This is a genomic window from Virgibacillus halotolerans (genome assembly GCF_016908515.1).
Taxonomy (GTDB): Bacteria; Bacillota; Bacilli; order Bacillales; family Amphibacillaceae; genus Virgibacillus_M; species Virgibacillus_M halotolerans.
Genome location: NZ_JAFBEA010000007.1, coordinates 114,623 through 137,480, shown reverse-complemented (window position 1 = coordinate 137,480; position 22,858 = coordinate 114,623). Strand labels below are relative to the sequence as shown.

General features: G+C 40.7%; 18 protein-coding genes and 1 riboswitch. Of the genes, 11 read left to right on the top strand and 7 right to left on the bottom strand.

From position 1 onward, the window contains the following. The first annotated feature begins 103 nt into the window (after positions 1-103). From JOC34_RS15950 to JOC34_RS15930, 5 genes are all read left to right on the top strand, one after another. On the top strand, positions 104-1,024 hold the full coding sequence (locus tag JOC34_RS15950) for a hypothetical protein (RefSeq protein ID WP_205137777.1): 921 nt from the start codon (positions 104-106) through the stop codon (positions 1,022-1,024). A gap of 49 nt (positions 1,025-1,073) precedes the next feature. Beyond that, the gene (locus JOC34_RS15945; RefSeq protein ID WP_205137776.1) at positions 1,074-1,691 is read left to right on the top strand and encodes a DUF4129 domain-containing protein; all 618 of its coding nucleotides are present in this window, start codon (positions 1,074-1,076) and stop codon (positions 1,689-1,691) included. A gap of 97 nt (positions 1,692-1,788) precedes the next feature. After that, complete coding sequence (locus JOC34_RS15940; protein ID WP_239544493.1) at positions 1,789-2,931, top strand: DUF4350 domain-containing protein; 1,143 nt, start codon at positions 1,789-1,791, stop codon at positions 2,929-2,931. Next, complete coding sequence (locus JOC34_RS15935) at positions 2,928-3,857, top strand: AAA family ATPase (RefSeq protein WP_205137775.1); 930 nt, start codon at positions 2,928-2,930, stop codon at positions 3,855-3,857. Before JOC34_RS15940 ends, JOC34_RS15935 begins: the two co-directional genes overlap by 4 nt. Then, positions 3,808-5,166: a DUF58 domain-containing protein gene (locus tag JOC34_RS15930; protein ID WP_239544491.1), complete on the top strand. Its 1,359-nt coding sequence runs from the start codon at positions 3,808-3,810 to the stop codon at positions 5,164-5,166. The genes JOC34_RS15935 and JOC34_RS15930 overlap by 50 nt, the downstream gene beginning before the upstream one ends. Here the strand turns inward: JOC34_RS15930 and JOC34_RS15925 are convergent. Further along, on the bottom strand, positions 5,144-6,124 hold the full coding sequence (locus JOC34_RS15925) for a stage II sporulation protein M (protein WP_205137774.1): 981 nt from the start codon (positions 6,122-6,124) through the stop codon (positions 5,144-5,146). The genes JOC34_RS15930 and JOC34_RS15925 overlap by 23 nt on opposite strands. A gap of 492 nt (positions 6,125-6,616) precedes the next feature. Between JOC34_RS15925 and JOC34_RS15920 the strand changes: the two genes are divergently transcribed. From JOC34_RS15920 to JOC34_RS15895, 6 genes are all read left to right on the top strand, one after another. Continuing rightward, entirely contained in the window at positions 6,617-7,405 is a 789-nt protein-coding gene (locus tag JOC34_RS15920; protein WP_205137773.1) for an RDD family protein, read from the top strand. A 235-nt stretch (positions 7,406-7,640) separates the two neighbouring features. Continuing rightward, positions 7,641-7,784, top strand: a complete 144-nt coding sequence (locus JOC34_RS15915) for a hypothetical protein (protein ID WP_205137843.1) — start codon at positions 7,641-7,643, stop codon at positions 7,782-7,784. Between the two features lie 107 nt (positions 7,785-7,891). Continuing rightward, positions 7,892-8,527: an endonuclease III domain-containing protein gene (locus JOC34_RS15910; RefSeq protein ID WP_205137772.1), complete on the top strand. Its 636-nt coding sequence runs from the start codon at positions 7,892-7,894 to the stop codon at positions 8,525-8,527. A gap of 175 nt (positions 8,528-8,702) precedes the next feature. Continuing rightward, a complete protein-coding gene (locus tag JOC34_RS15905) occupies positions 8,703-12,131 on the top strand; it encodes a hypothetical protein (RefSeq protein WP_205137771.1) in 3,429 nt (1,142 codons plus the stop codon). A gap of 72 nt (positions 12,132-12,203) precedes the next feature. After that, positions 12,204-12,309: riboswitch (SAM riboswitch) on the top strand. Positions 12,310-12,388: 79 nt separating this feature from the next. Continuing rightward, the gene (locus JOC34_RS15900; RefSeq protein ID WP_205137770.1) at positions 12,389-13,504 is read left to right on the top strand and encodes a 5-methyltetrahydropteroyltriglutamate--homocysteine S-methyltransferase; all 1,116 of its coding nucleotides are present in this window, start codon (positions 12,389-12,391) and stop codon (positions 13,502-13,504) included. Between the two features lie 389 nt (positions 13,505-13,893). After that, positions 13,894-15,003: a glycerol dehydrogenase gene (locus JOC34_RS15895; protein ID WP_205137769.1), complete on the top strand. Its 1,110-nt coding sequence runs from the start codon at positions 13,894-13,896 to the stop codon at positions 15,001-15,003. A 50-nt stretch (positions 15,004-15,053) separates the two neighbouring features. Here the strand turns inward: JOC34_RS15895 and JOC34_RS15890 are convergent, their stop codons facing one another. The 6 genes from JOC34_RS15890 to JOC34_RS15865 form a co-directional block, all read right to left on the bottom strand. After that, the gene (locus JOC34_RS15890) at positions 15,054-16,484 is read right to left on the bottom strand and encodes a cytosine permease (protein WP_338062690.1); all 1,431 of its coding nucleotides are present in this window, start codon (positions 16,482-16,484) and stop codon (positions 15,054-15,056) included. A 191-nt stretch (positions 16,485-16,675) separates the two neighbouring features. Continuing rightward, positions 16,676-17,380 carry a cysteine hydrolase family protein gene (locus tag JOC34_RS15885; RefSeq protein WP_205137768.1) on the bottom strand — a complete coding sequence of 235 codons (705 nt, stop codon included), beginning with the start codon at positions 17,378-17,380 and terminating at the stop codon, positions 16,676-16,678. A gap of 439 nt (positions 17,381-17,819) precedes the next feature. After that, positions 17,820-19,532, bottom strand: coding sequence for a GMC oxidoreductase (locus JOC34_RS15880; RefSeq protein WP_205137767.1), 1,713 nt, complete (start codon positions 19,530-19,532; stop codon positions 17,820-17,822). 23 nt (positions 19,533-19,555) lie between these two features. After that, on the bottom strand, positions 19,556-20,302 hold the full coding sequence (locus JOC34_RS15875) for a gluconate 2-dehydrogenase subunit 3 family protein (RefSeq protein ID WP_205137766.1): 747 nt from the start codon (positions 20,300-20,302) through the stop codon (positions 19,556-19,558). A 105-nt stretch (positions 20,303-20,407) separates the two neighbouring features. Then, positions 20,408-20,938 carry a hypothetical protein gene (locus tag JOC34_RS15870; protein ID WP_205137765.1) on the bottom strand — a complete coding sequence of 177 codons (531 nt, stop codon included), beginning with the start codon at positions 20,936-20,938 and terminating at the stop codon, positions 20,408-20,410. Positions 20,939-21,117: 179 nt separating this feature from the next. Beyond that, entirely contained in the window at positions 21,118-22,857 is a 1,740-nt protein-coding gene (locus JOC34_RS15865; protein WP_205137764.1) for a GMC family oxidoreductase, read from the bottom strand. Position 22,858 lies beyond the last annotated feature (1 nt).

Below are 22,858 nucleotides of genomic sequence, written 5' to 3'. Positions count from 1 at the left end.
GAATGCCTTAGTTGCACTTTAGCAGATGACAGTTTTAAGCCATCTGAACAGGTGTGTTTTCATAACATCACGAAGATAATATAGAAGATACGGGGGTTTTGAAATGAAAGAAGAATTTAGTAAGCCAAAAGGATTTGGGGAAATATTGGATCATACATTTCGCTTATGTAAGAATCGATTTCCTGATTTCTTTATGATCGTACTCATTGTAATGGGTCCTATTTATTTATTACAAGCTATTATATTGTTATTATCCGGAACAAGTTTCGTGAGGGAAGTTGGCAGTGGCGAAATGTGGTTTGAACAAATCGTTTCCACCTTTGATGAAACGAGAGGTACTATTAATAACTTTGGTGCAGAGATAGGGAATTCTATTTCGATGCTATTGCTACTGGTGTTTTATCCGATTGCAGCAGCGGCTGTATTATTTGCGATCCAACGTCTGAGAAACGGAGAGGACTTTACCGCCGGAATTGTCATTAAAAAGGCATTCTCTAAATTCTGGGGAATCTTCGGTAGTAGTCTACTAGTCGGAATCATTGCGTTTGGAATGATCTTTGTTTCTATATTAGCCGTTATATTTATCGGTGTATTTGGCGCATTTATCGAACCGGTTACAGCTATTATCTTATCGATCATCCTGTTTTTAGGTGCTTGGCTTGTAATCGGACTGTTGTTCTCGCGCTGGGGTTTTTACCTTGGTCCTGTCATATTCGAGGGGGAAATTCCTGGAATGGGAAAAAGCTGGCGTTTAACAAAAAAACGCACATGGAAGGTACTGGGTCTTTTTCTGATGTTATTGCTTATTACTGGTATCATTGGTTATGTTGTTAATATCATTTTTGGGTTGTTTTTAGGTAATAGTGTATTATTTACTGTCATTGCGGGTGTCGTAAGCCTGTTTACAGCTATGATTTTCATGGTAGGTTATGCGGTCATCTATTTTGATTTAGTGACAAGACATGATGGTTCCGATTTGAAGGAAATGATCGCCGATTATCATAATCCAGATCATGTAGAGTAGTACGTAACCAATTTTTTATAACGTGTAAAACACGAATGGGTGATAAGGCATGGAAAATATAGATGAAACAAGAGAAAAGCTGGAAGGTATTCTAAGTAAAAGAGAATACCAGGTTTATTATGAAGATAATAGAAATTTCTTGGAAATAGGCTGGGATAAAGCAAAAAATTGGTTCATGGAACTGTTATCGAAATTGTTTTCTTCCTATGAACCATCGAGTGGTATGGTGGAGATAATCATGATTGGAATCATCGCCATTGTCATTATACTCGTTGGCTTGGGTGTATTTCTTGTCGTCCGTAGTAATAGACGAAAGCGGAAATTCCGCGATCGTCTACCACTGACGTCCAGGAACGAAATGAGCTGGTCATGTCACAATCATTTATCCGCGGCAGACGAACAAGAAAAGCAACAAAACTATCAATTTGCAACACGGCATATGTTTTTGGCACTTTTGCTTTATTTTCATGAAAAAAGCTGGTTAGAGGCAAGAAGCTGGAAAACGAATTGGGAGTACTATGCTGAACTAAAAAAAGTTAATCAGCAAAGCGCAGACCAATTTTATAATCTTGCACTGCTATTTGACGAAGTGGTTTACGGGGAACGGGTGATGCAAAAGGGTGAATATATCAAATACCGGGAAGCGGTAATGACATGGTTAAACTAAGATGATCTAAGGGAACCCTCAGAAGGATAAAGTGAAACTTCGTTCAGTGGGAGTTTTATGCCCGCCAAACTGCGATAAAAGGAGGTAGGAAACAAACTTGCAAACATCGACAACGAGCAGGAAAGTATGGCTGTGGTTGGTCGTACTGCTGCTGTTATTTATGGTAATGACTTATTTTACAGTTTCAAAAGAACCCGAGGAATACCCTGATTATGTTTCCGAATCGCCTTCTCCTACTGGGGTTAAAGCAATGTATACATATTTAGACAGTGAAAATATTCCTGTTAATAGATGGTCAGATTCGCCATCACTTTTAACCAAGCAGGATGAAGATCAAGTTCTCATTTTAATAGAACCCTATTTTATTCCTGACAGGCAGGATATGGAGGCGTATGAAACCTTTATGGAGGCCGGGAATACGATTTTGTTATTGGCAACGAATCCAGACGGTATATTTGGCTTAAAGACTTCTCCCGTTACAGCGGAACTTGATGAAGAAGAAGCGGTATATAATCAAGCGGGAAGGGAATTTCAGGCAGAAAAGAATTCACCGGTTCGGATTCAAATTAATGATGGTGACGAAGAGCTGTTATACGATGAGGTTGAAACGATGGCATTGAAGCGGCCCATTGGTAATGGAGAATTGATTGTTGCGAATGCACCAGAATGGATAACCAACGATAGGCTTTTATCTAAGGATCATCTGCCCCTCATCTCCATGCTTTTACCTGAAGATCTGCAAGACGGGTATACGGTGTTAATTGATGAGTATAGTCATGTAACAGGGAATGCGTCAACGATGAATGAACTATATCCAAAATGGTTGCTGACTTTTGCCTTGCAGGGAATATTATTCATCATCATTTTACTTGTGCATCAAGGTAAACGTTTTGGCCCGATCCGGGTAGCGAGGGAAGAGACCGTTCGATTTAGCGATGAACGAATCAGCGCACTTTCAGCCTGGTATCAGAAAGGAAAAAGGTACCATGATTCTTTGAATCTACAGGCTGATTATGTGAAGTTGTTACTGCAGGAGCGATGGGGTATTCCTTATCGTAAAGCATGGGTGGATACTGCGGAGCAACTGGAACGAAAGTGGAAAACAACCTCCCAAGCTGATATTGAAACATTTCTGAATGGGTTGTACCGTGTCTTAAGCAATGAACGGGTAAGTAAACAAGAATATCTAGTATGGTCGAAACGAATAGACGTGTTAAGGAAAGGGGTGGAGGAAGGATGAGAAGTGAATTAACATCCTTATTGGAGAAATATGAACAAAAAATTCTTGGTCAAACATTCAATTTGAAGCTCCTGCTTTCTGCTGTTTTAGCGGATGGTCATGTATTGATTGAAGGCGTTCCAGGTACAGGAAAAACACAAATGGTAAAAACGTTGGCAAACTTGTTGGGTGGAAAGTACAATCGTATCCAGTTTACACCTGACTTACTACCAAGTGATATTACGGGAAGTACGATTTACAATATGCAGGATAACACATTTCAAACCTTTAAAGGACCGATCTTTTCCAATATATTGTTAGCGGATGAAATTAATCGGACACCAGCAAAGACACAGGCGGCACTCTTGGAAGCAATGGAAGAAAAACAAGTAACAATCCAAGGGGAAACATATCCATTATCAGATGTGTTCTTTGTTGTAGCGACACAAAACCCAATTGAGTTTGAAGGGACATATCCATTACCGGAAGCGCAACAGGATCGGTTTTTATTTAAGCTTTATATCGATTTTCCTTCTTTTGAAGCGGAAAGGGATGTATTGAAACAGGTGATTGCGAACAGTACTGTTCTGGAGACATTGGATGCATTGATGGATATAGAAACATTTCGGTCGATTAGAGACGAAATCGAGCAGGTTACACTAAGTGATGATATCCTCAACTACATCATGCAGATCGTGAGAAAAACAAGAGAGTCAGAATCCATTCGGTTTGGTGCCAGTACAAGAGCTGCTATCTCTATTGGGAAGGCTGCACGCGCCTGGGCTTATTTGTCTGATCGTGATTATGTGACACCAGATGATATTAAGATTGTTGCAAAGCCAGCGCTGAGACATCGCATTCAATTATCTGCCCATATGGAATTGGAGGGTGTAACCATTGACCAAATCATTGAAGAACTTGTGGGCGCGGTTACTGTTCCGAGATAGGGGGATATTACCTTCAAGCAGGTTACTGGGTCTTTTTCTAGTTTTTTCGTTCGCTGTTACACTGGTTACAATTACTGGGGTATCATGGATGTGGGTGTTTATCGTAAATGGTCTTTTTTTACTTTTGACTTTCTTGGATTTATTGTATGCACCGAAGAAGCAGCAACTAACCTTTCATCGAACGATCCCCATGGAGTTGGAACGTGGGAATGTATATACTGTCAAAGTTGATATTCATAATTTGTCAACCTATGCTGTAAAATTCAAATTATTAGATGGTCTACCACAATCCTTCCAGACCGCTTTACCTTTGACTGGGAAGGTAGATAGACAAGCGACGCTGACCACATTCTATGAAATTACTGCCCCGATTAGAGGGAAATATGAGGTGCAGAAGCTGTATGTTCGTTATACCAGTTTATTAGGTTTGTGGGAAAAGCAAATAACGGTGGATATGGTGGATGAAGTAAAGGTGATTCCAGATTTAACTGATGCAAAGCAATACTTGGAAAGTGCACAGCAGTTTTTAATGTATGAAGGGTTGAAAATCCGCAAACAGAAAAGCGCGGAAGGGGAATTTTCCCAGATCAGAAATTATGTTGTTGGGGATGACCCACGTAAGATTAATTGGCGACAGACAGCGAAGTTGCAAGAGATAATGACCAATGAATATGAACCAGAGCACGGGAAGTATATTACGATATTAATTGACTGTGGGAGAATGATGGGGGCAGAACTGAAAAAAGGAAACCTGCTGGATAAGGTGCTAGAGGCTGCATTAACCGTAACGGCAGCGGCACTTAAAAACGGTGATTATGTGGCAGTACTTGCGTTTTCGAGGGATGTAAAGGTATTTGTCCCTCCCGAAAAGGGAATGGACCATATGCAAAGGATCCTACAAGCAATCTATCATCTTGAAGTGGATGCAAGTGAATCCAATTATCCAGCGGTTCTAAACTATTTGCAAACAGTTCAGAAGAAGCGGAGTCTCGTCCTCTTATTTAGTGATGTACATACCTTTCTTCATGAAGAAAGTGGTTTGTTGTATTTAAAGCGATTGCGCAGGCGGCATTTGTTTCTTATGATCGGTATTGAAAACAGGGACCTGTTGGATAAAACGAAGTTGGAACCAAACAATGTTCAAACAGCAATGATGAAAAGTATTGCCCAACAGCAAATACAAATAAAGAAGCGGGAAAAAGCGAACTGGGAAAGACAAGGTCTGTTAATGGTGGAGGCAACGGAAGAACGACTGGCAACCGCAGCCGTTTCCCATTATATCCATATTATGAATCAAGGCTTGCTTTAGTGTTGTGCTTCCGGAGTAACATGCTGCCAATCATGATATAAAGTATTAAACCGATAACGGTTAAAAAGGCAACGATATATTTTATTTCCAAGCTCAAGTTTGTTGGTGTAATGAACCCTTCAATGATCCCAGCAATAATGAATAGTGGAATGGTACCAAGAAAAAGCTGGACGGAGCGTTTCGCTTGCTGCTTTAATTGATAGCCTCGTGTGTAAGGACCAGGGACAAATAGTTTGTATCCCATCAAGAGACCTGCGCCTCCGGCAATGAAAATGGCAGTTAGTTCAACGATTCCGTGCGGTACAATGTATGCCCAAAACGCATAAGACTTCCCGTAATGCCAAAAGAACCCAGCAAGTGCACCGATCATGATTCCATTGTAAACCAATAGATAAATGGTTAATATCCCAAATGTAATGCCACTGGCGAAAGCTAGAATGGCTACCTGAATATTGTTTGTCATAATTTCGGTAGACATCAGTGCGGAATCTATCGACCCACTATTTGCGCCCAATTGATCCGGGTCAACAGATTGGCCTACATCTGTCGGAAGTATCGCGTAAAGATGGAGTGGATCGTTAAGCACAGAAATAAAGCTGGCAACCCCTCCAAACAGAAAAAGCAGCATGGCAATCAGGATAAACTTCCATTGCTCCAGCAACAGCCCGACAAATTTTGTACTGAAAAAATAGCGGACTTGCTTCATACTGGAAACCTGATCTTTATACAGTAGATTATGCGCTTTCCCGACTAATTCATTTAAATAGTCCGTAACATCTTCGTCGGGAAAATAGGTCTGCGAGTAGGATAGGTGGTGTGCTGCTTTTTGGTAAAGCGCATGAAATTGATCGATATCATGGCCTGTTATGTGCTTCCTGCTTTTAAGTAGTGTTGTAATGTAAGTTTCAAGCTGCTTCCAGCTGTCACGATGTTGTTTAACAAACTGTCTGATATTCAAATAGGCACCTTCTTTCTGTTAGTGGAACATCCCAGAAGTTCTTTACTCCTATTCTGCCTGAACGATTCATATATGTGCTAAAGACAGTTGATTTCCACTGCAGGCGGACGCTTTCCGCGGGCATGGCTTGAGCCTCCTCGTTCGCTTCGCTCGCTGTGGGGTCTCAAGGCTCATGCTATTCCCGCAGGAGTCGTCGCCTTCCGTTCCAATCAACGAGGTAGTGCTTTGAATTAGCGAATGATAAAATCATATATATTATGATTGAAATAATTCGATAGAAAGCAACCCGTTAAGAATATAAGAATGAAAACCTAGCCCAGCAACTGGAATACGCGAGACTCCAGCGGGAGAACAGGCCTCGATGAGATCCCGCAAAGCGAGCGCTTGAACGGAAAGCAATAGACTTGGCTGTATCCTAAGTTCAACTTATATATGCATTATACTTTGTATAGCTTAAAATAGAAACCGCTATAATAAAATGGGGTGATTATCATGAATGAGGAACAAATCGATATAAAAACACCGGAGTTCGTTTCACTAAAGTATAAATTAGCAGGGCTAGGGAGCCGAGGAGCAGCGATTATTATTGATCAACTGCTACTAACCATTGCGACTGTCGGAATTGTTCTTTTTTTATTTTTCTTGACGGATACATTCGAGACGACAGGGTCAACGATTCCTTTGGTGATTGCGCTTATTGCTATATTTATGCTTAATTATGGGTATTTTTTTATTGCAGAATATTTCTTTGGTGGAAAAACAATTGGTAAAAAAATGATAGGGATCAGGGTTATTCAGGAAAATGGACACAGTATTACATTGCTATCCAGTTTTATCCGCAATTTGTTACGGATCGTGGATATGTTACCGAACTTCTATGTTGTAGGAATGATTCTGGTCTTCTTTCACTCCAAGCATAAAAGGCTAGGAGATCTTGCCGCAGGTACGATTGTTGTACATGAAAGCAGAGCTAAGGGAAAGATAAAACAGACAGCGATCGAAAAGGAAATTGCATCACGCGGTCTTTCTGAAGATAGCTTGGAACTCGAGGAATGGGCACTAAGATCCCTTGGAACGAAGGAATGGAGGTTGATCAAAACTTATACGGATCGATTGTTGCAATTGCCGAACATCGAAGGCAGAGAATTAACAAATCAAATGGCTACCTTACTCTTTCCGAAAGTAGGATTGGAAATCGAAAACAGGACTAATGAGGAATTAGAAAATATGCTTTTGGTTTTGTATCTTAAACTCAAAAATGAATGGGAGTTTGAACTGTAGGATGTATTATTTATCGCAGTTTGGCGGGCAGTAAAATCCCCACCTCCAAAATATAGGGAACCGAAAATTTTAGGAGGGGGATAACTGCCCGCACAAGCCCGATTGGTTCAACTAACATTCAGTGGGAAGAAAACTCCCACTGAATGAAGTTTCACTTTATCGCAGCTGGTGCATAAAAAAGTAATATTTCCAGAAACTAACTTCTAACCTGTAAAGGGGAGGAGGGATTTTTTTGGTGAATAAGGAAAAAGAATTCAATAACCAATTTAAAGAAAATAAAAACAGTGGAGAGCAACGGAATGGGCGTAAAAGCCAATTCAAAAATCACAACGCCGAAAGCGGCGAGGAACCAAACGAATACATTAGTAAAAAAGATTGAACATAGACCGGGTGGTGTAAGCCCGGTCTTACTAATTTTATGAGAGAATATAACCGGTTGTGCTTAAACATTTACGCTGATCATGTTTTAGGGATGGGGGTTATCTTATGAATATCCAAGAGATATATGATAAATTATATGACCGTTACGGTCCACAACACTGGTGGCCCGCAGAATCGACATTTCAAATGATGGTAGGAGCAATACTTGTGCAAAATACGAGCTGGCGCAATGTTGATAAAGCGTTGATACAAGTGAATCCTTATTTAACGCCGGAGAGCATTGAAAATTTACCGACAGATCAATTGGCGCAGCTTATCCGATCTAGCGGCTTTTTTAACATCAAGGCGAAGCGAATTAAAGCATATTTAACATGGTTCAAAACATATGATTATGATGTAAATAAAGTGAAAGAGATAGATCAGCAGCAGTTACGGCGTGAATTATTAGAAGTTAATGGAATCGGTCGTGAAACGGCGGATGTGATGTTGCTGTATGCCTTTGATAAACCGGTATTTGTTGTTGATGCTTACGCAAGAAGGATATTTTACCGAATGGGGTTTGAGATGCCATCATCCTATGATGCGTTTAGAAGTCTGGTAGAAAAGGAATTGCCTGATAATCTAGCAATATATAATGAATACCATGCACTGCTCGTAGAACATGCAAAAGTTCATTGTAAAGCAAAACCAGTTTGCAACGGTTGCCCGTTACTGGCTATCTGTGAAAGAAGACTAGATTAATTGGTGGAAAAGCTCTTTGTCATGAAACCCGAAGTACATAAGGAAAAGCCATCTATTTATAATTAAACATAAAATACTTTTGTAATATATCGAAATCGGGGTGAATATTTGTTTCGATACTGATAGAATGTGCGTGAGATGTATAAAGATTCCCACTTCTGATTGGAGGGATTGAATGGACCGCCTAATGATGGAGACAAGGCAGCGTATATTGGAAGAAGAGTTAAAACGACTGGAGAAGGAAGGATATATTTCAACGGATGTTTATCAATCGGTTATGGAGGCGCACAATCAGTTTTATAAACAACTTGCAGAAAAGGAAAAAGTAGAACAGATAAAACAGCAGGAGACCATGAAGAAGCCTGTTGAACATTCGCCAGCCACTGCGAAAAAAGCTGAAGCGGTAAAAGAAAAGAAAAAGTTATCCCCGCAGGCAGTGCGTGAGCGGAATATTACGTGGTCACTGAATATCGGTGTCATTCTATTACTCATTGGCGGACTGGTCCTAGCGACAAGTACATGGGATACGCTTGTGAATTGGGAAAAAACAGGATTAATTGCACTTGTTTCGCTCCTGTTCTTTGGATTGGCTTATGTTACTAGACGCATATTGAAAATAGAGAAGACGGGATTCGCCTTCCATGTTTTAGGTAGTTTATTTTTGCCAATCGCTATTTTGTCAGCAGGCTACTTTGAATTGTTCGGCTCCTATTTCTCCTTTTATGGAGAGGGGCGCTATTTGTATGGTGCGGTTGGATGTTTAGTTGTTGCACCGGTTTATCTATTACTTGCAATCAGACTTGCTTCACGTTTATTTGTTTGGTTTACCTATATTACAATCAGTATATTTGCCAGTTTTATGATTGCAGCATTGTATTTGCCTGTAGATGGCTTTTACCTGGGCATTATGTTGTTTAATGTCGTGTTGATCATTGCCTATAAGTATTTGAGAACAAAGCAAATTTTTCAGCAATTTACGAGGGAATTTGTGGTATATATTCAGGCAAATTTAATTTTATCTACGCTATTAATGCTTGTTTTTTATAATCATGAATTGATGCATAGTGTGAATTTACTCCTGACAGCAGCATTGTATTTTGCCATGATGTTTGTCAGCCGACAAAAGGAATATCATTTTGTGTTTAGCGTCATGCTCGTTTATGGTGCTTATCAGCTAATTGAGTTCTCCGTTCTGCATGAGGTGGGTGCTATTGTATATGCATTACTTGGTTTTTCCTTTATCGTGATTCCAATGATGATACCCGAAAATGCATCCTTAAAAAGAGCGTTTAGGTATACCAGTGCCATCGTTTCTGTTTTGGCATTTTTCTATATTAGTTTAGAAGGTTTGCTGTTACGAATGAACGAGCCTTCGTTTGTTTTGCTGCTTGCTTATGTGATTATTTCCCTGAATTTTACATACCTTTCAGGCGTTGTTAAACAGCGGGTTTTTAACTATTTGAGCCCCGTTTTCTTTATCGTTGCCTTATATGAGCTGATTCTGCTTGGGCAGAAGTTACTTGACTATGGGTCATTGCATTTAGCTTTGTTTATTGCTGCCCTTTTGTTCTATATTGTTTTTGGTGGTCTGATGAAACTGGCATTTTTCCAACAAGTAAAGGAAAGTACACGAGACGTCGCTACCGCTGTTATGTTTGGGTGCATTTTCTTTGCGTTCGTGCTTTTTGATTGGTGGCAGACAGGTACCATGCTGCTACTTGTCAGTGTACTTGCGCTATTTAGCCATCGCTTGGAAACAAGAAAGGCCTTTGCGGTCCAACCTGTAGCTGCATGGGTGCATGCGGTGAGTTTGGGATCAGCTGTGACCGCTTTTTATGCAGCTACCCTGGAAAATGACTGGTCACTCGCATATGTTGAACCGATCGAAGCAGAGAATTTTGTTTTGGCCGGTGTCGTTGTCTTAGCAGCCAGTTTTTTATGGAAACAATTGAAACGAGAGACTTTTTATGAAGGCTCCTTTTTTACAGCCCAAGTTTTTTATGGCTTAGGTATTCTCCTTGTATTTACAGAAGGGGTCGATGCTGTATTACGTACTGCCGTTGTACTTGGTGGCGTGGGGATGACCTATTTACTGTATCAAAAAACAAAACAGATTTGGACGGCATACCTTATCAGTACGCTTTCCTTGTTATTCTACCTGACTGTCCTATATGCGGTTTATATCAATATGAATGTGCCGCTTGCTTTATATCACCAATTGCAATTTGTAATTGGTGGCGTACTGTTATTGGCGGTTGGATATCTGATCGGACAAAAGGATGCGGTATTAAAAAGTAGTTTCTGGTGGGTTGGTCATCTTTACTTACCCTTTGCACTCATCTATACTTATGTGTTTTATGGATCTGACGCGATCTGGGCATTTGGCATTGCAACGATTCTTTATGGATTCAGTTTGCGGTACGTGAAGCAAGAGGGATTGCTTAAGACGTTTCTCTATGCCTCCTTTACTTCCCTATGGCTGACGGTTTATTTAGCGATGATCGCTCTGGAAATGGTGGAACAACAGTACTATTCATTTTTAATCGCGAGTGCTGTGATCGCTGTGCTTTGGTATAAGAGTAAAGCCGACTGGCATTTAAGAATTGCCTATTACCTTGTCCCCTTTTCGATGGTTGGTTTAACCGCCTTTGTGCTAGCAAAACCTTATGAATGGGGATTATTTATTGTCATCCTGCTTTATGCTGTTGGATTACTATTTATCATGTATAAGCAAAAATGGGATGTATTATCTGTTGTTCCGCTCGTTTTGGTTTATTATGCGCTAAAAACGGTAAGTCAGACGGATCCATGGGCATTGGTTTATATCGCGTTATTCGGCATCTTGCTTACTGTGATCGGTTATTATCTCTATGCATCTATTTATCTGGAAAGGGAGGAAAAGGGTAGCCTTGATGTCATCGATTGGTATGCTGTGATTGGCTTGATTGTGTTTTGTAATTTGTATTTCCTAATGGAAGAAGCGTTATGGACAAAACTATTACCTGGCATTTTAATCGTATTGTATTTAGCCTTACAACGTAAGCGAATTCCATATGTTGCAAATAAATGGGTGTTATTTGCAGCCTGTGCTTATACGCTTCAGCCGTATTATGCATTGCTCGGTCATTTGCAAATCCCGAATCTGATTGAAATGGATTTGTATGTGTTGCCATGGATTATTCCAACTATTTTCCTTAAAAAAATTACCGATCCGCAATATAAATTGATTGCGAATCGGGTGCAGTGGATTGTCCTGCTTGTTGTTTCCCTGCTGCTTGTAAAGGATGGGCTGGAAAGTAATACGATCTATGATGCACTGATTATAGGTGGACTATCACTTGCATCGTTGCTTGCTGGCATGGCTTATCAAATAAAGTCATTTTTCTTCGTAGGTGCAGGTGTGTTATTGTTAAATGTATTTCTGCAGACGAGACCCTATTGGGGTAATCTGCCGTGGTGGATGTATCTCCTCCTTGCCGGTTCGATCTTGATTATTGTGGCCAGCTATAATGAATGGCACAAGCAGAAGGCTTCTGACGGTAAGGACACATTTATTGCTATATTTAATAAAAAGGTAGTACAAAAAATAAAAAAATGGAATTAGGGTTTTATTTTGAATTTTATCCTATCAATGTTATGCTTATAGCAATCAATTTTCAAACAATTAAATAAAGTGTTCTTATCAAGAGAGGTCGAGGAACTAGTCCTGTGACACCTCAGCAACCTGTATAAAACAAGGTGCTAATTCTAGCAAGTTGATGATAAAACTTGAAAGATGAGAAGATGACATCGTTTGTAACCGGGTCTCTTCTTATTGGAAGGGATCTTTTAGTTTAATTAAATTCGAGGGAGAAGATATGAATGACAGAGACAAAGACAATTCAAAAAGCACCATTTAAAGGAGATCATGTTGGTAGTTTTCTAAGACCGGAAAGGATTAAACAAGCCCGGATTAAAAATAAAAATGGTGAAATTACAGCCGCACAATTACGTACAATTGAAGATGAGGAAATTGTTAAATTGGTAGCCAAACAAAAGGATGCGGGACTGAAGTCCATTACAGATGGAGAGTTTCGCCGTGCCTGGTGGCATTTTGACTTTTTGGAAGGGTTAACTGGTGTGGAAGGATATGATTCGGGAAGTGGGATTCAGTTTAAAGGGATTGAAACAAAATCACGTGCGATAAAAGTTACAGACAAAGTTGCTTTCAATGATAACCATTCCATGCTGGCAGATTATGCATTTTTACACCAACATGTTGGGGATGATCATGTTGCCAAAATGACGATTCCAAGTCCGAATATGCTACTGTTGCGCGGTGAAATCGATGAATCAGTGTATGAAAATATCGAAGCATTGCTACCGGATCTAACGAATGCCTATAAGCAGACGATTCAAGCCTTCTATAATTTGGGGTGCAGATACTTACAGCTGGATGATACCTCTTGGGCTACTTTTTTATCAGAAGAAGGCGAGCAGTCGATTCGGGAAAAAGGATATGAACCAGAAGTACTTCGCCAGTTATTTTCCCGTGCAATCAATGACTCGATTGCAGATCGACCAGATGATTTGTTAATTACGATGCATATTTGTAGAGGGAATTATCGTTCGCACTTTTTCAGTACAGGCTCCTATGATGCCGTGTCAGAAACAATATTTAGTGCGTTGAATGTAGATGGACTTTTCCTTGAATTTGATGATGAACGTTCAGGCGGATTTGAGTCGCTCCGACATGTAAACCGTGATGATCTGCATGTTGTTCTCGGTTTGATTACAACCAAATCCGGCGAGCTGGAAGATAAAGACCAGATCAAGAAGCGAATTGATGAGGCAGCCACCTATTTACCTTTAGACCAGCTTTGTCTCAGTCCACAGTGTGGTTTCGCATCGACAGAGGAAGGAAACAATATCACGGATGAGGCACAATGGCGTAAAATCCGTCATGTTGTGGAAATTGCGCAAGACGTATGGAACTAAAAAATAGGCGAACAGTACCCAGTGCTGCTCGCCTGTTTTTTGTTTTACAGCAGTAAATCCCAACTATTGGAATATGTGCCAAAACTGTTGATTTCCACTGAAGGCGGACGCTTTCCGCGGGCATGGCTTGAGCCTCCGTGTGCTTCGCACTCCGGGGTCTCAAGGCTCATGCTATTCCCGCAGGAGACGCCGCCTTCCGTTCCAATCAACGATACAGTGGCTCGTTTTAACGAAAAACGGCATATCTTATTGTTCGGATTAAGATTATATTACCTTGTCTCTTGCCATAACATCATATTTAAGAAAGAGGATCAGATTGATTTCAGTGATTATGGGGAATAGTTATAAGGTGAACATGATATAGAATGTAAGAGAAAGGAAGTCTTGATATGACTGAGAGAATTTTCATTAGTCCAAGTAAATATGTACAAGGTAAGGATGCGATTGAAAAGATCGGCAGCCATTTAAAAGGAATAGGTGAGCAGGCAGTCGTCATTGCAGATAAAATTGTCTGGGATATAGCCGGACATAACGTAGTAAATGAACTAAAAAAAGGTAATATCTCCTCAGAAGAGGTTGTTTTTAATGGAGAAGCTTCAGAGAATGAAATGAAACGAATAGCAGAAGCTGGTAAAAAGGCAAATGCAACGATTGTAGTTGGCGTTGGTGGGGGTAAGACGCTTGATACCGCGAAGGCCGTGTCTGATGAACTGGATGCGTATACCGTTATTGTACCAACAACAGCCTCAACAGATGCTCCGACGAGTGCCCTATCTGTTGTCTATTCCGATGAAGGTACCTTTGAAAAATATCGTTTCTATAAAAAGAATCCAGATTTAGTGCTTGTTGATACAAAAATTGTAGCAGGTGCGCCACCTCGTTTTATGGCATCAGGGATAGCGGATGCCCTTGCCACATGGGTTGAAGCCCGTAGTGTAATTAAGGCCCAAGGAAATACGATGGCAGGTGGAACAACAACGATTGCAGCACAAGCAATTGCAGAAAAATGTGAGGAAGTTTTATTTGAATATGGTCATCTTGCGTATGAATCGGTTAAGGCAAAGGTCGTTACACCAGCATTAGAGGCTGTTGTGGAAGCAAATACATTGCTGAGCGGATTAGGATTTGAAAGTGGTGGACTAGCCGCAGCCCACGCCATCCATAATGGTTTTACAGCGCTTAAAGGAGACATCCATCATTTAACCCATGGGGAAAAGGTTGCCTTTGGTACGCTTGTTCAGCTTTCTTTAGAAAAACATTCCTTACAAGAAATGGAACGGTATATCGCGTTTTATATTAGTTTGGATCTTCCGGTTACGTTGGAGGATATTAAGTTAAAAGATGCCTCGCGGGAAGATATTATGAAAGTAGCTAAAGCAGCAACAATCGATGAAGAAACGATTCATCAAGGCTTTAACATAACAGCTGAGGAAGTGGCAGATGCTATATTTGCTACAGATCAGTATGCGAATGCTTATAAAGAGAAACTTAAAGGATAAAAAGTGGAATGAAAAAATGCCTGGAGTGCTGACTCCAGGCATTTTCTCGTTTATTTTTTTCTTCCGTAAATGGAAATGATGCTATAAAGGATACCCGTCAAGAAGATGGTCGGATACACTGCACCGGTTGTGTTTGTGAATAGTGAAAGTTTATTGGCCAACAAGTAAAAGATAACCCCAATGACCCAGACAATAATAGCTTTTAAATTGACGCCTTTATAATACCAGTACTTTCCATCTACCTTTTCCAAGCTTTCTATATCATATTTCTTTTTATTGACAAAGAAATAATCGGCAATCAAGATACCTAACAAGGCGCTTAAGGCCATGCCGATATAATCCAGGAAGCCCATAAAGGTATCGAGGAAGCTGGACATATAGAGTGGTACTAGCATGAGAAATCCTGAAAGAATCGTAACGAGCCAAATAGAATGCAATGGTTTAATTTTTTTAGTGATATTTGTTATGGAGACACCTGCAGCCATTAAATTAACCACATTGGTTGTTACACAAGCAACGATAATCATGAGTAATGCGACCCAACCAAGACCCAAGCTACTTACGAGAGAACTGGGATCTGAATTTTCCGGGTTAAACTCTCCTGTCGTTAATGCGACTCCGATCGTAGCAACAACACCGACAAAGACAAACCAGATCAATGCCGTAGTGGCCCCGAGTAAAGGAGCAACGGTTGCAGCTTTAGGTGTTCGGGTATAGCGTGTAAACTCTGCAACGCCTAACACCCATGCAAGGCTGAAGGCTGCCATTAAATCGATGGCTGTTCCAATTGGCATTTTACTTTCAGCAGGAGGCGTCCATTGCATGATTTCCGTAAGTGGATTTGTTTGAAATACAATCACTGTCATCCATATTCCTAGAAAAAGAATAATAACAATACCAATCCGCTCAACGATCTTAATCGATTTCCGACCTAGCGAGACGGCAACTAAATTTAAGATACTCATGAGAACAATACCTAAAATCATAGGTCCTGAACTACCAGGTTCTCCAAACGCTGGCCATCCAAATAAATCTTCAAAGATAAAGCTGATTGATATGACTGCAATAAAGGTGTTTACGACTGCCCAACCGATGAATACAATAGTGTTTAAAATAGTGGGCAGGAAACTGCCTCTTATCCCGAAGGCAGGCCTGGTTAATGCCATTGTCGAAACGCCGAATTTATATCCCATGTACCCTACGATTGCAAGCACTGCGTAGGCGATTGGATTGGCGACCAATGCAACGATTATCGCACCGCCAAAGGCTGCACCGGCAACGGATCCGCCTAGGTACCAGGATGCATTATTGGAATTCGCTCCGATCCATAAGAACACCATGTCCCAAAAGCCCATATTTCTTTGTCCTGCAGGGACTTTTTCTGTTGCATAGTATTCGATGGAATCTTCATCAAGATTATTTGTTACTTGGTCATGCTGTTCGGTTGACCTGGGGGGGATATCTCCCTTACTTTCGTTCACGTTTCCACTCCTCTATTTGTTTGCAAAATTAGTTTGATTTATTTGATCTTCGTGACGTCGCTAATACACGCACCTTTAAAAGCGTGCGCTTAGCTTCGAACGCAGAAGTCTTACCTTGTATTTATCTGCACCGGCCAGTCCAGTGGCAATATCTACCTAGGCTAGGAGATCTGTTGTAATAACGATTAAGATCATGGTTTCTTATGTGTCGAAATCCCATCTGAACCAGATCTTCTTGATGTTAATGTTGCAAATACTTCCCGAATGTTTTCTGGGGAAAATTGTAATTGATCCGGGGCAGTTGACTTCCAATTCGTGTGTTGCTCATCATGTAGTTTTTTTATAATTTGACTAGATTCATAAACTTCTAGATCATAAATCCAATTGGCCATCATCAACATGGCAGCCATATGTGCACCTTCTGTTGTTGTACCACAAATATCTTCGACAATATTAATTTGGTAATCGCGGTAGTAAGCATCAAGCGCGGTTGATAAAACACAAACATCAGTAAGTACCCCACCAATAATCAGATGTTTAATACCTAAACTTTTCAACATAAGTTCTAAATTGGATTCAAAAAAACCACTGTAGCGATATTTATCAATAATAATATCATTTGGTTTCGGTTTTATCATATCTGCAATTTCAATCGTGTGAGAATGAGCATGATAATAGAGTGGCTCTCCTGCTTCATTGACAGGCTCGCTGTTAGCAAGTCCAATTGCGTCTGCACGATTGATGTGGCGTGTATATATAATCGGGATATTTTCCTTGCGACACGCTTCTATCAGTTCTGCTGTGTGCTTGAGAATTTTATCCATGCCCGCTACATCTGAAGTACCGCCTTCTTTTTGTAAATCAATTAACAGTAATGCTGTCTTATTTACATCCAATATGCTTTTCTCCCCTCGCAAAGTTCCATATGAAGATAATGTGCTTCTTTTCGGAAATGAATACAACGTTTATGAGCATAACGTAAATCGACAATTAGGGCAAATGATCTTATGAAAAAAGAAGTGTGATCCGGGGATCTTTCTGTAGGTTTTGTTTTTTTCTCGCATTTAATAGAAACTCTACGTATGTGCTTGATTGTTTTCCACTGTATAGTATTGTTGCTAAATACCATGTTAGCGTAGTGTATTTCCAGAGCGGTGCGTTATGTCGCAGGTTTATAGATTTTGTGTTTTGAACTCGGCTTATCACCTAGTCTTTCTCATGTCGAAAGCCTTAGTTGCACTTATATTGGTTTCCTATAAAGTACTTTCCAATCAGTATAAAAAACCGGATGATACTTGGTTGTATCATCCGGTTTTCAGGATTATAGCTCTATTGTCAGACCAAGGAGCCTCCATTTTTTAAGTACTTTTCAATTCCTTCTGCTGATCGATAGGACAGTGCTCCAAGCGTTCCTGTAGGATTGAAGCTACTATTATGTGGAAATGCCGAAGCACCTGCGACAAATACATTTTCTGCATCCCACATTTGCAAATAAGAGTTAACCGCAGATGTGGCTGGGTCCTCTCCCATAATAACGCCACCTGTATTGTGTGTATTAATATAGGGTGCTACGTCCAATGGTTCTAAGCTACCAGTTGTTTCAATGATTTCCGCGCCCATTTCCTCCATGATTGGAGCTGTTTGCTTAGCCATATATTTTGTTAGGTTATGATCCTGTTCTGTGTAATCATAGGTCATTCGCAATAATGGTACCCCATATGTATCTTTATACGTAGGGTCTAAATCGAGATAGTTGGTTCGCCACGGCATACTGGCACCTTGTACAGCAACCTTCAGCCAACTGTTGGCATATTTAATGGATGTTTGTTTGAATTCCTTACCCCAAGTTGCTGTTCCGTCCGGCACAAAGTTGTTTGAAATAGGACGATTTCCATATTGGAACATACGAATACCAGCACCATGAATGAAGTCAAGATCGGTGTGGTCGAAGTTGTCCCCCGTGTATTCGGGAATTTCCATTCCAAGTGCACCTGCACCGGCATAGAGATTGAATTTATCTTTGAAAAAGCCAAGCGAGCTTTCTCCGGTTATCTGGTAGGCATAATTTTTGCCGATGACTCCCTGACCAGTTTTGGAATCATAGGCTTTGCCTAAATTAGAAGCAAGTAATAGTTTTACATTGTTAAATACATAGCTGGACAGTACAACAACGTCCGCAGGTTGGATAAATTCTTCGCGTGTAACGGGATTTACATAACGAACACCAGACGCCTTATTTCCGTCATGGAGAATTTCAATAACATTTGCATGTGTGCGTAGATCAAGTTTTCCTGTCTTTTCAGCTACCGGCAGTACGGTGACAATAGGATCTGCCTTGGCACCATATTCACAACCGAACCGCTCACAAAATGCACAATACTGACAGGCACCTCTGGCGATGCCGTCTGGGTTTGTGTAATTTTCTGACAGGTTTGCGGATGGAACCATATAAGGATTGTAACCCAGTTTTTTCGTCGCTTTCTCAAACATCTCTAGAACAGGCGTTTTTAGCATCGGTTTGGTAGGATAAGGGGCTGAACGTTTGCCATAAATGGGGACCTCTTCGCCGGAAATGCCAGCCATTTTTTCATATTTATCATAGTATGGCTCTAGCTCGTCATAAGTAATACCCCAATCCTGGAGCGCCATGCCATCAGGAATTTTATTTTTTCCGTATTTCTCCACTGTTTTACTGGCAATCTCGAAGTCATAAGGTAAAAACCGATAGTTTTGTCCATTCCAATGTGAGCCGGCACCGCCAACCCCCGTTCCGTCGAGAAAGGTACCATACGTACGCATTGGGAGTGCGCGCATTTTCTCCGTATTTCGGAATGTAAGTGTCTCTTTAGACAAATCCTTCATCATTTCATAGCGGAGCGCGTAACGTAACTCGTCATGGACCATATAGTAATCACTCGTTTTTCTTTCCTTACCGCGCTCAAGCCCAACAACTTCAATGCCGGCTTTTGTCAGTTCGGAGGCAATAATTCCTCCGGCCCAGCCCATGCCGACGATGACAACAGGAACTTTAGGTAATTCATTCGCCACTTGCGTTCATCCTTTCTAATACCTTAACCCATATGTTCTCTTAAGCTTTGTGGTTCTATTTTTACAAACTCTTTATTCATGATTGCCTCTGTGTAGCCCATTTGACTGCCAGGGAAATCACGCATTTTCCAGCCGGCCATGTTTTTATTTCCGCCGTATAAAGGATCTGAATAAGCTCCTTCAATCGTCATACTTCTTAAAAGCTCAAAAAATTGCTTGGTTGTAGCGCCTGAAAGTTTAAACTCCTTCGCTACGTCGAATACTTGCAGTACGTCATCTTGTTCTTCCGCTGTCAGTTCTGTAAATTTGTTTTCATATTTCTTGTTGCTGTAATCATCCAATCCCTTTAATCCAATGGCGAAAACATCCGCGCGCCTCATTAGTGTTTGGGTGCCCTGGGTTGCCTCCGCATTGTATGCAGGTCCTTCCATATAATCCTTTGCGTTCATTCCCCATGGACCGGCAAGCTGGTGATCAATGTAATAAGCAACACCTAGCCCCTTGGCGCCGGGGCCAAGTTCATCTTCAGGGAAAATCCGCTCTGTGGCAGCTTCCGTCGTTTGAAACTGTTCCATTGTAAAGAACATTAATGCATCATTATAATTGATGGGTTTTTCAGCGTTTGATTGATCTTTGTCCTTTTGTTTTGTTGGAATCAGGCTACCTAAAGCACCGCCAACGACAATGCCACCAACGGCAATACCAGAATTTCTGATAAATTTTCTGCGAGAATGATCCTCTGGACCCTGTGGTTTGTTTGAATCAACCATATGGCATACCTCCCTCATTTTTAATAATTTTAACCACTTTTCAATGTGACTATACGTCTTCACTAATCCAAAAGATGTGTGAAAAGGAAAGTCCAATGATCGTCATTATGAACCTTTTTCCGCTGTCATCTCAATAAGTTGCTGAATATCAGTGGTTAATTGGTTATACGCTGGCGATTTTTCTGTGATATTACGCTTTATTTTTTCGATTAATGCAGGAGCTTCAGAATTGGTTGTCGTTAACACTTGGGTCTTATCTCCAAAGGAAACGTGCATAATTTCCTTTGCTTGCTGCAAATTGTTACCTTCCCCTTCACCTGCTAAAATTACCGTGTCATCGATTACAAATACCTTAATGCCATTGATATCAGAATTTGCTAAACGATATTCTAGGTGTGAAGATATTCCTTCATCCTGCCTTTTATTATCCTCTGTTAGCCCGTAAACATTAGAGTCCTCTCCTTTTGTTTCCGTTCCATGATTATTTTCATTGTTAATATGTTGAATTTGTTCTACATCGTTTTCGGATCGGGTATCATTTCTCGGCGCGGCGCCTTCATTTTGATTCATACATCCAGTTAGAAGAAGCATTACACCAGCAAAGGAAGTAAGCCACTTTATACTTGTTTTTTTCATTACTAATCCTCCCAAACAGTTAATAACTTTTAGCGTATCCAAGAACATGTAATCTATGAACAAATTATTGTTTTTCTAATAAGAATAGCCACCATCTGATTTACTACCAAAAAAAGGAAACCCATTTTAAATTGAATGGGTTTCCTTTTTTCAGTTATTTCTCTTCCTTTTTGTTCGCCTTATACTAATTGTCTATCTTTATTTGCTTTCACAAGCTGTTTATCTTCATCCATGAATTTGATAATACCTTCCGCAGCGCGGTATGCTAAAGCACCAACCGTTCCAGTCGGATTATAGCCACCATTATGTGCGAAGGCAGATGCACCGATAACAAATAGATTATCGACATCCCACATTTGCGAATAATTGTTTACAGCTGATGTTTCAGGATCGTCCCCCATAATAACACCACCAGTATTATGGGTGGATTGATATGGCACGATATCATAATGCTCACTGATTTCTTTCGCTTCTACCTTATCTGCTCCCATTTCTTTTAAAATATCTGCTGCTTGTTCTGATAGATATTTATGCAGATTACGATCTTGGTCTGTGAAATCGTAGGTTAATTTTAACAATGGGTTACCATAAGCATCTTTATAGTTCTCATCCAGGCTTAAATAATTATTACGGTGTGGCATAGAAGCACCCTGTGCACCGACAGATAGAGAACGGTTAAAATAGTGTAGGGATTTTTCCTTGAAATCTTTACCCCACTTTGGTGTATCTTTTGGGACGGGGTTATTTTCGATTGGCCGTTGCCCAGTCTGTGTGATGGATAAAGAGCCCCCATGTATAAAATCTAAATCTTTATGATCGAAGTTATCGCCATTGTAGTCATCTACGGTGGCGCCCAAGGAACCAGCACCCATGAAGGAATTGAATTTTTCATCTTCAAAGAACCCTGTAGCACCTGCAGTGATTTGATAGCAATAGTTTTTGCCGATGACGCCTTCTTTTGTTTTCGGATCGTACGGTTTTCCAAGCTTCGATTGTAATAACAATCGTGTGTTATTCAATACGTAGCTGGTTAAAATGACAACGTCAGCTGGTTGCACAAATTCCTCACCGGTTTTCACGTCAACATAACGCACGCCTGTTGCCCTGCCGCCTTCATGTAACACTTCGACAACATTGGAATCAGCTCGAAGTTCAAAGTTTCCAGTTTTCTTGGCTGTCGGGATAACAGTAATATTGGGGCTTGACTTTGCGCCATATTCACAGCCAAACCGCTCACAGAAACCACAATATTGACATGCATTGATCGTTTCTCCGTCTGGGTTCTCATACTGCTCAGATAAGTTTGCTGATGGCAGTTGAAATGGGTGAAGCTTCATATTTTTAGTTGCTTTCTTAAAACGGTAAAGGATTGGTGAGCTTTTCATTGGCCCAGTTGGATAATCATGTTTTCGGGGAGCACCCATTGGGTTTTCTTCCCCGCTAATACCTGCTGTTTGTTCAAACTTGTAAAAGTAGGGTTCTAATTCATCATAAGTAATACCCCAATCTTGAATGGTGTAGTCTTCCCCGAGCTTGTCCTTTCCATATTTCTTATCGGTTTGTGACTTTATTTCCAGGTCATAGGGTAGGAAACGCCATGTATGCCCATTCCAGTGATCGCCTGCTCCGCCAACACCTTCTCCAGGGAGGAAAGATCCCAGGCGTCGCATAGGTAGTGCACGTTCATCCGGTTTATTTCTGAAGGTAATCGTTTCTTTGGATGTATCTTGCATCAAACCATAACGAACCGCATACCGATATTCATCATGGATCATTTGGAAGTCCTCGGTTGATCGATCGCCACCACGTTCAAGACCAACGACATTTAAACCTTCTTTAGCTAATTCTGCAGCAATAATGCCGCCTGTCCAACCTACTCCAACGGTTACAGCGTCCACCTTGTCTAATTTCTTTGCCATG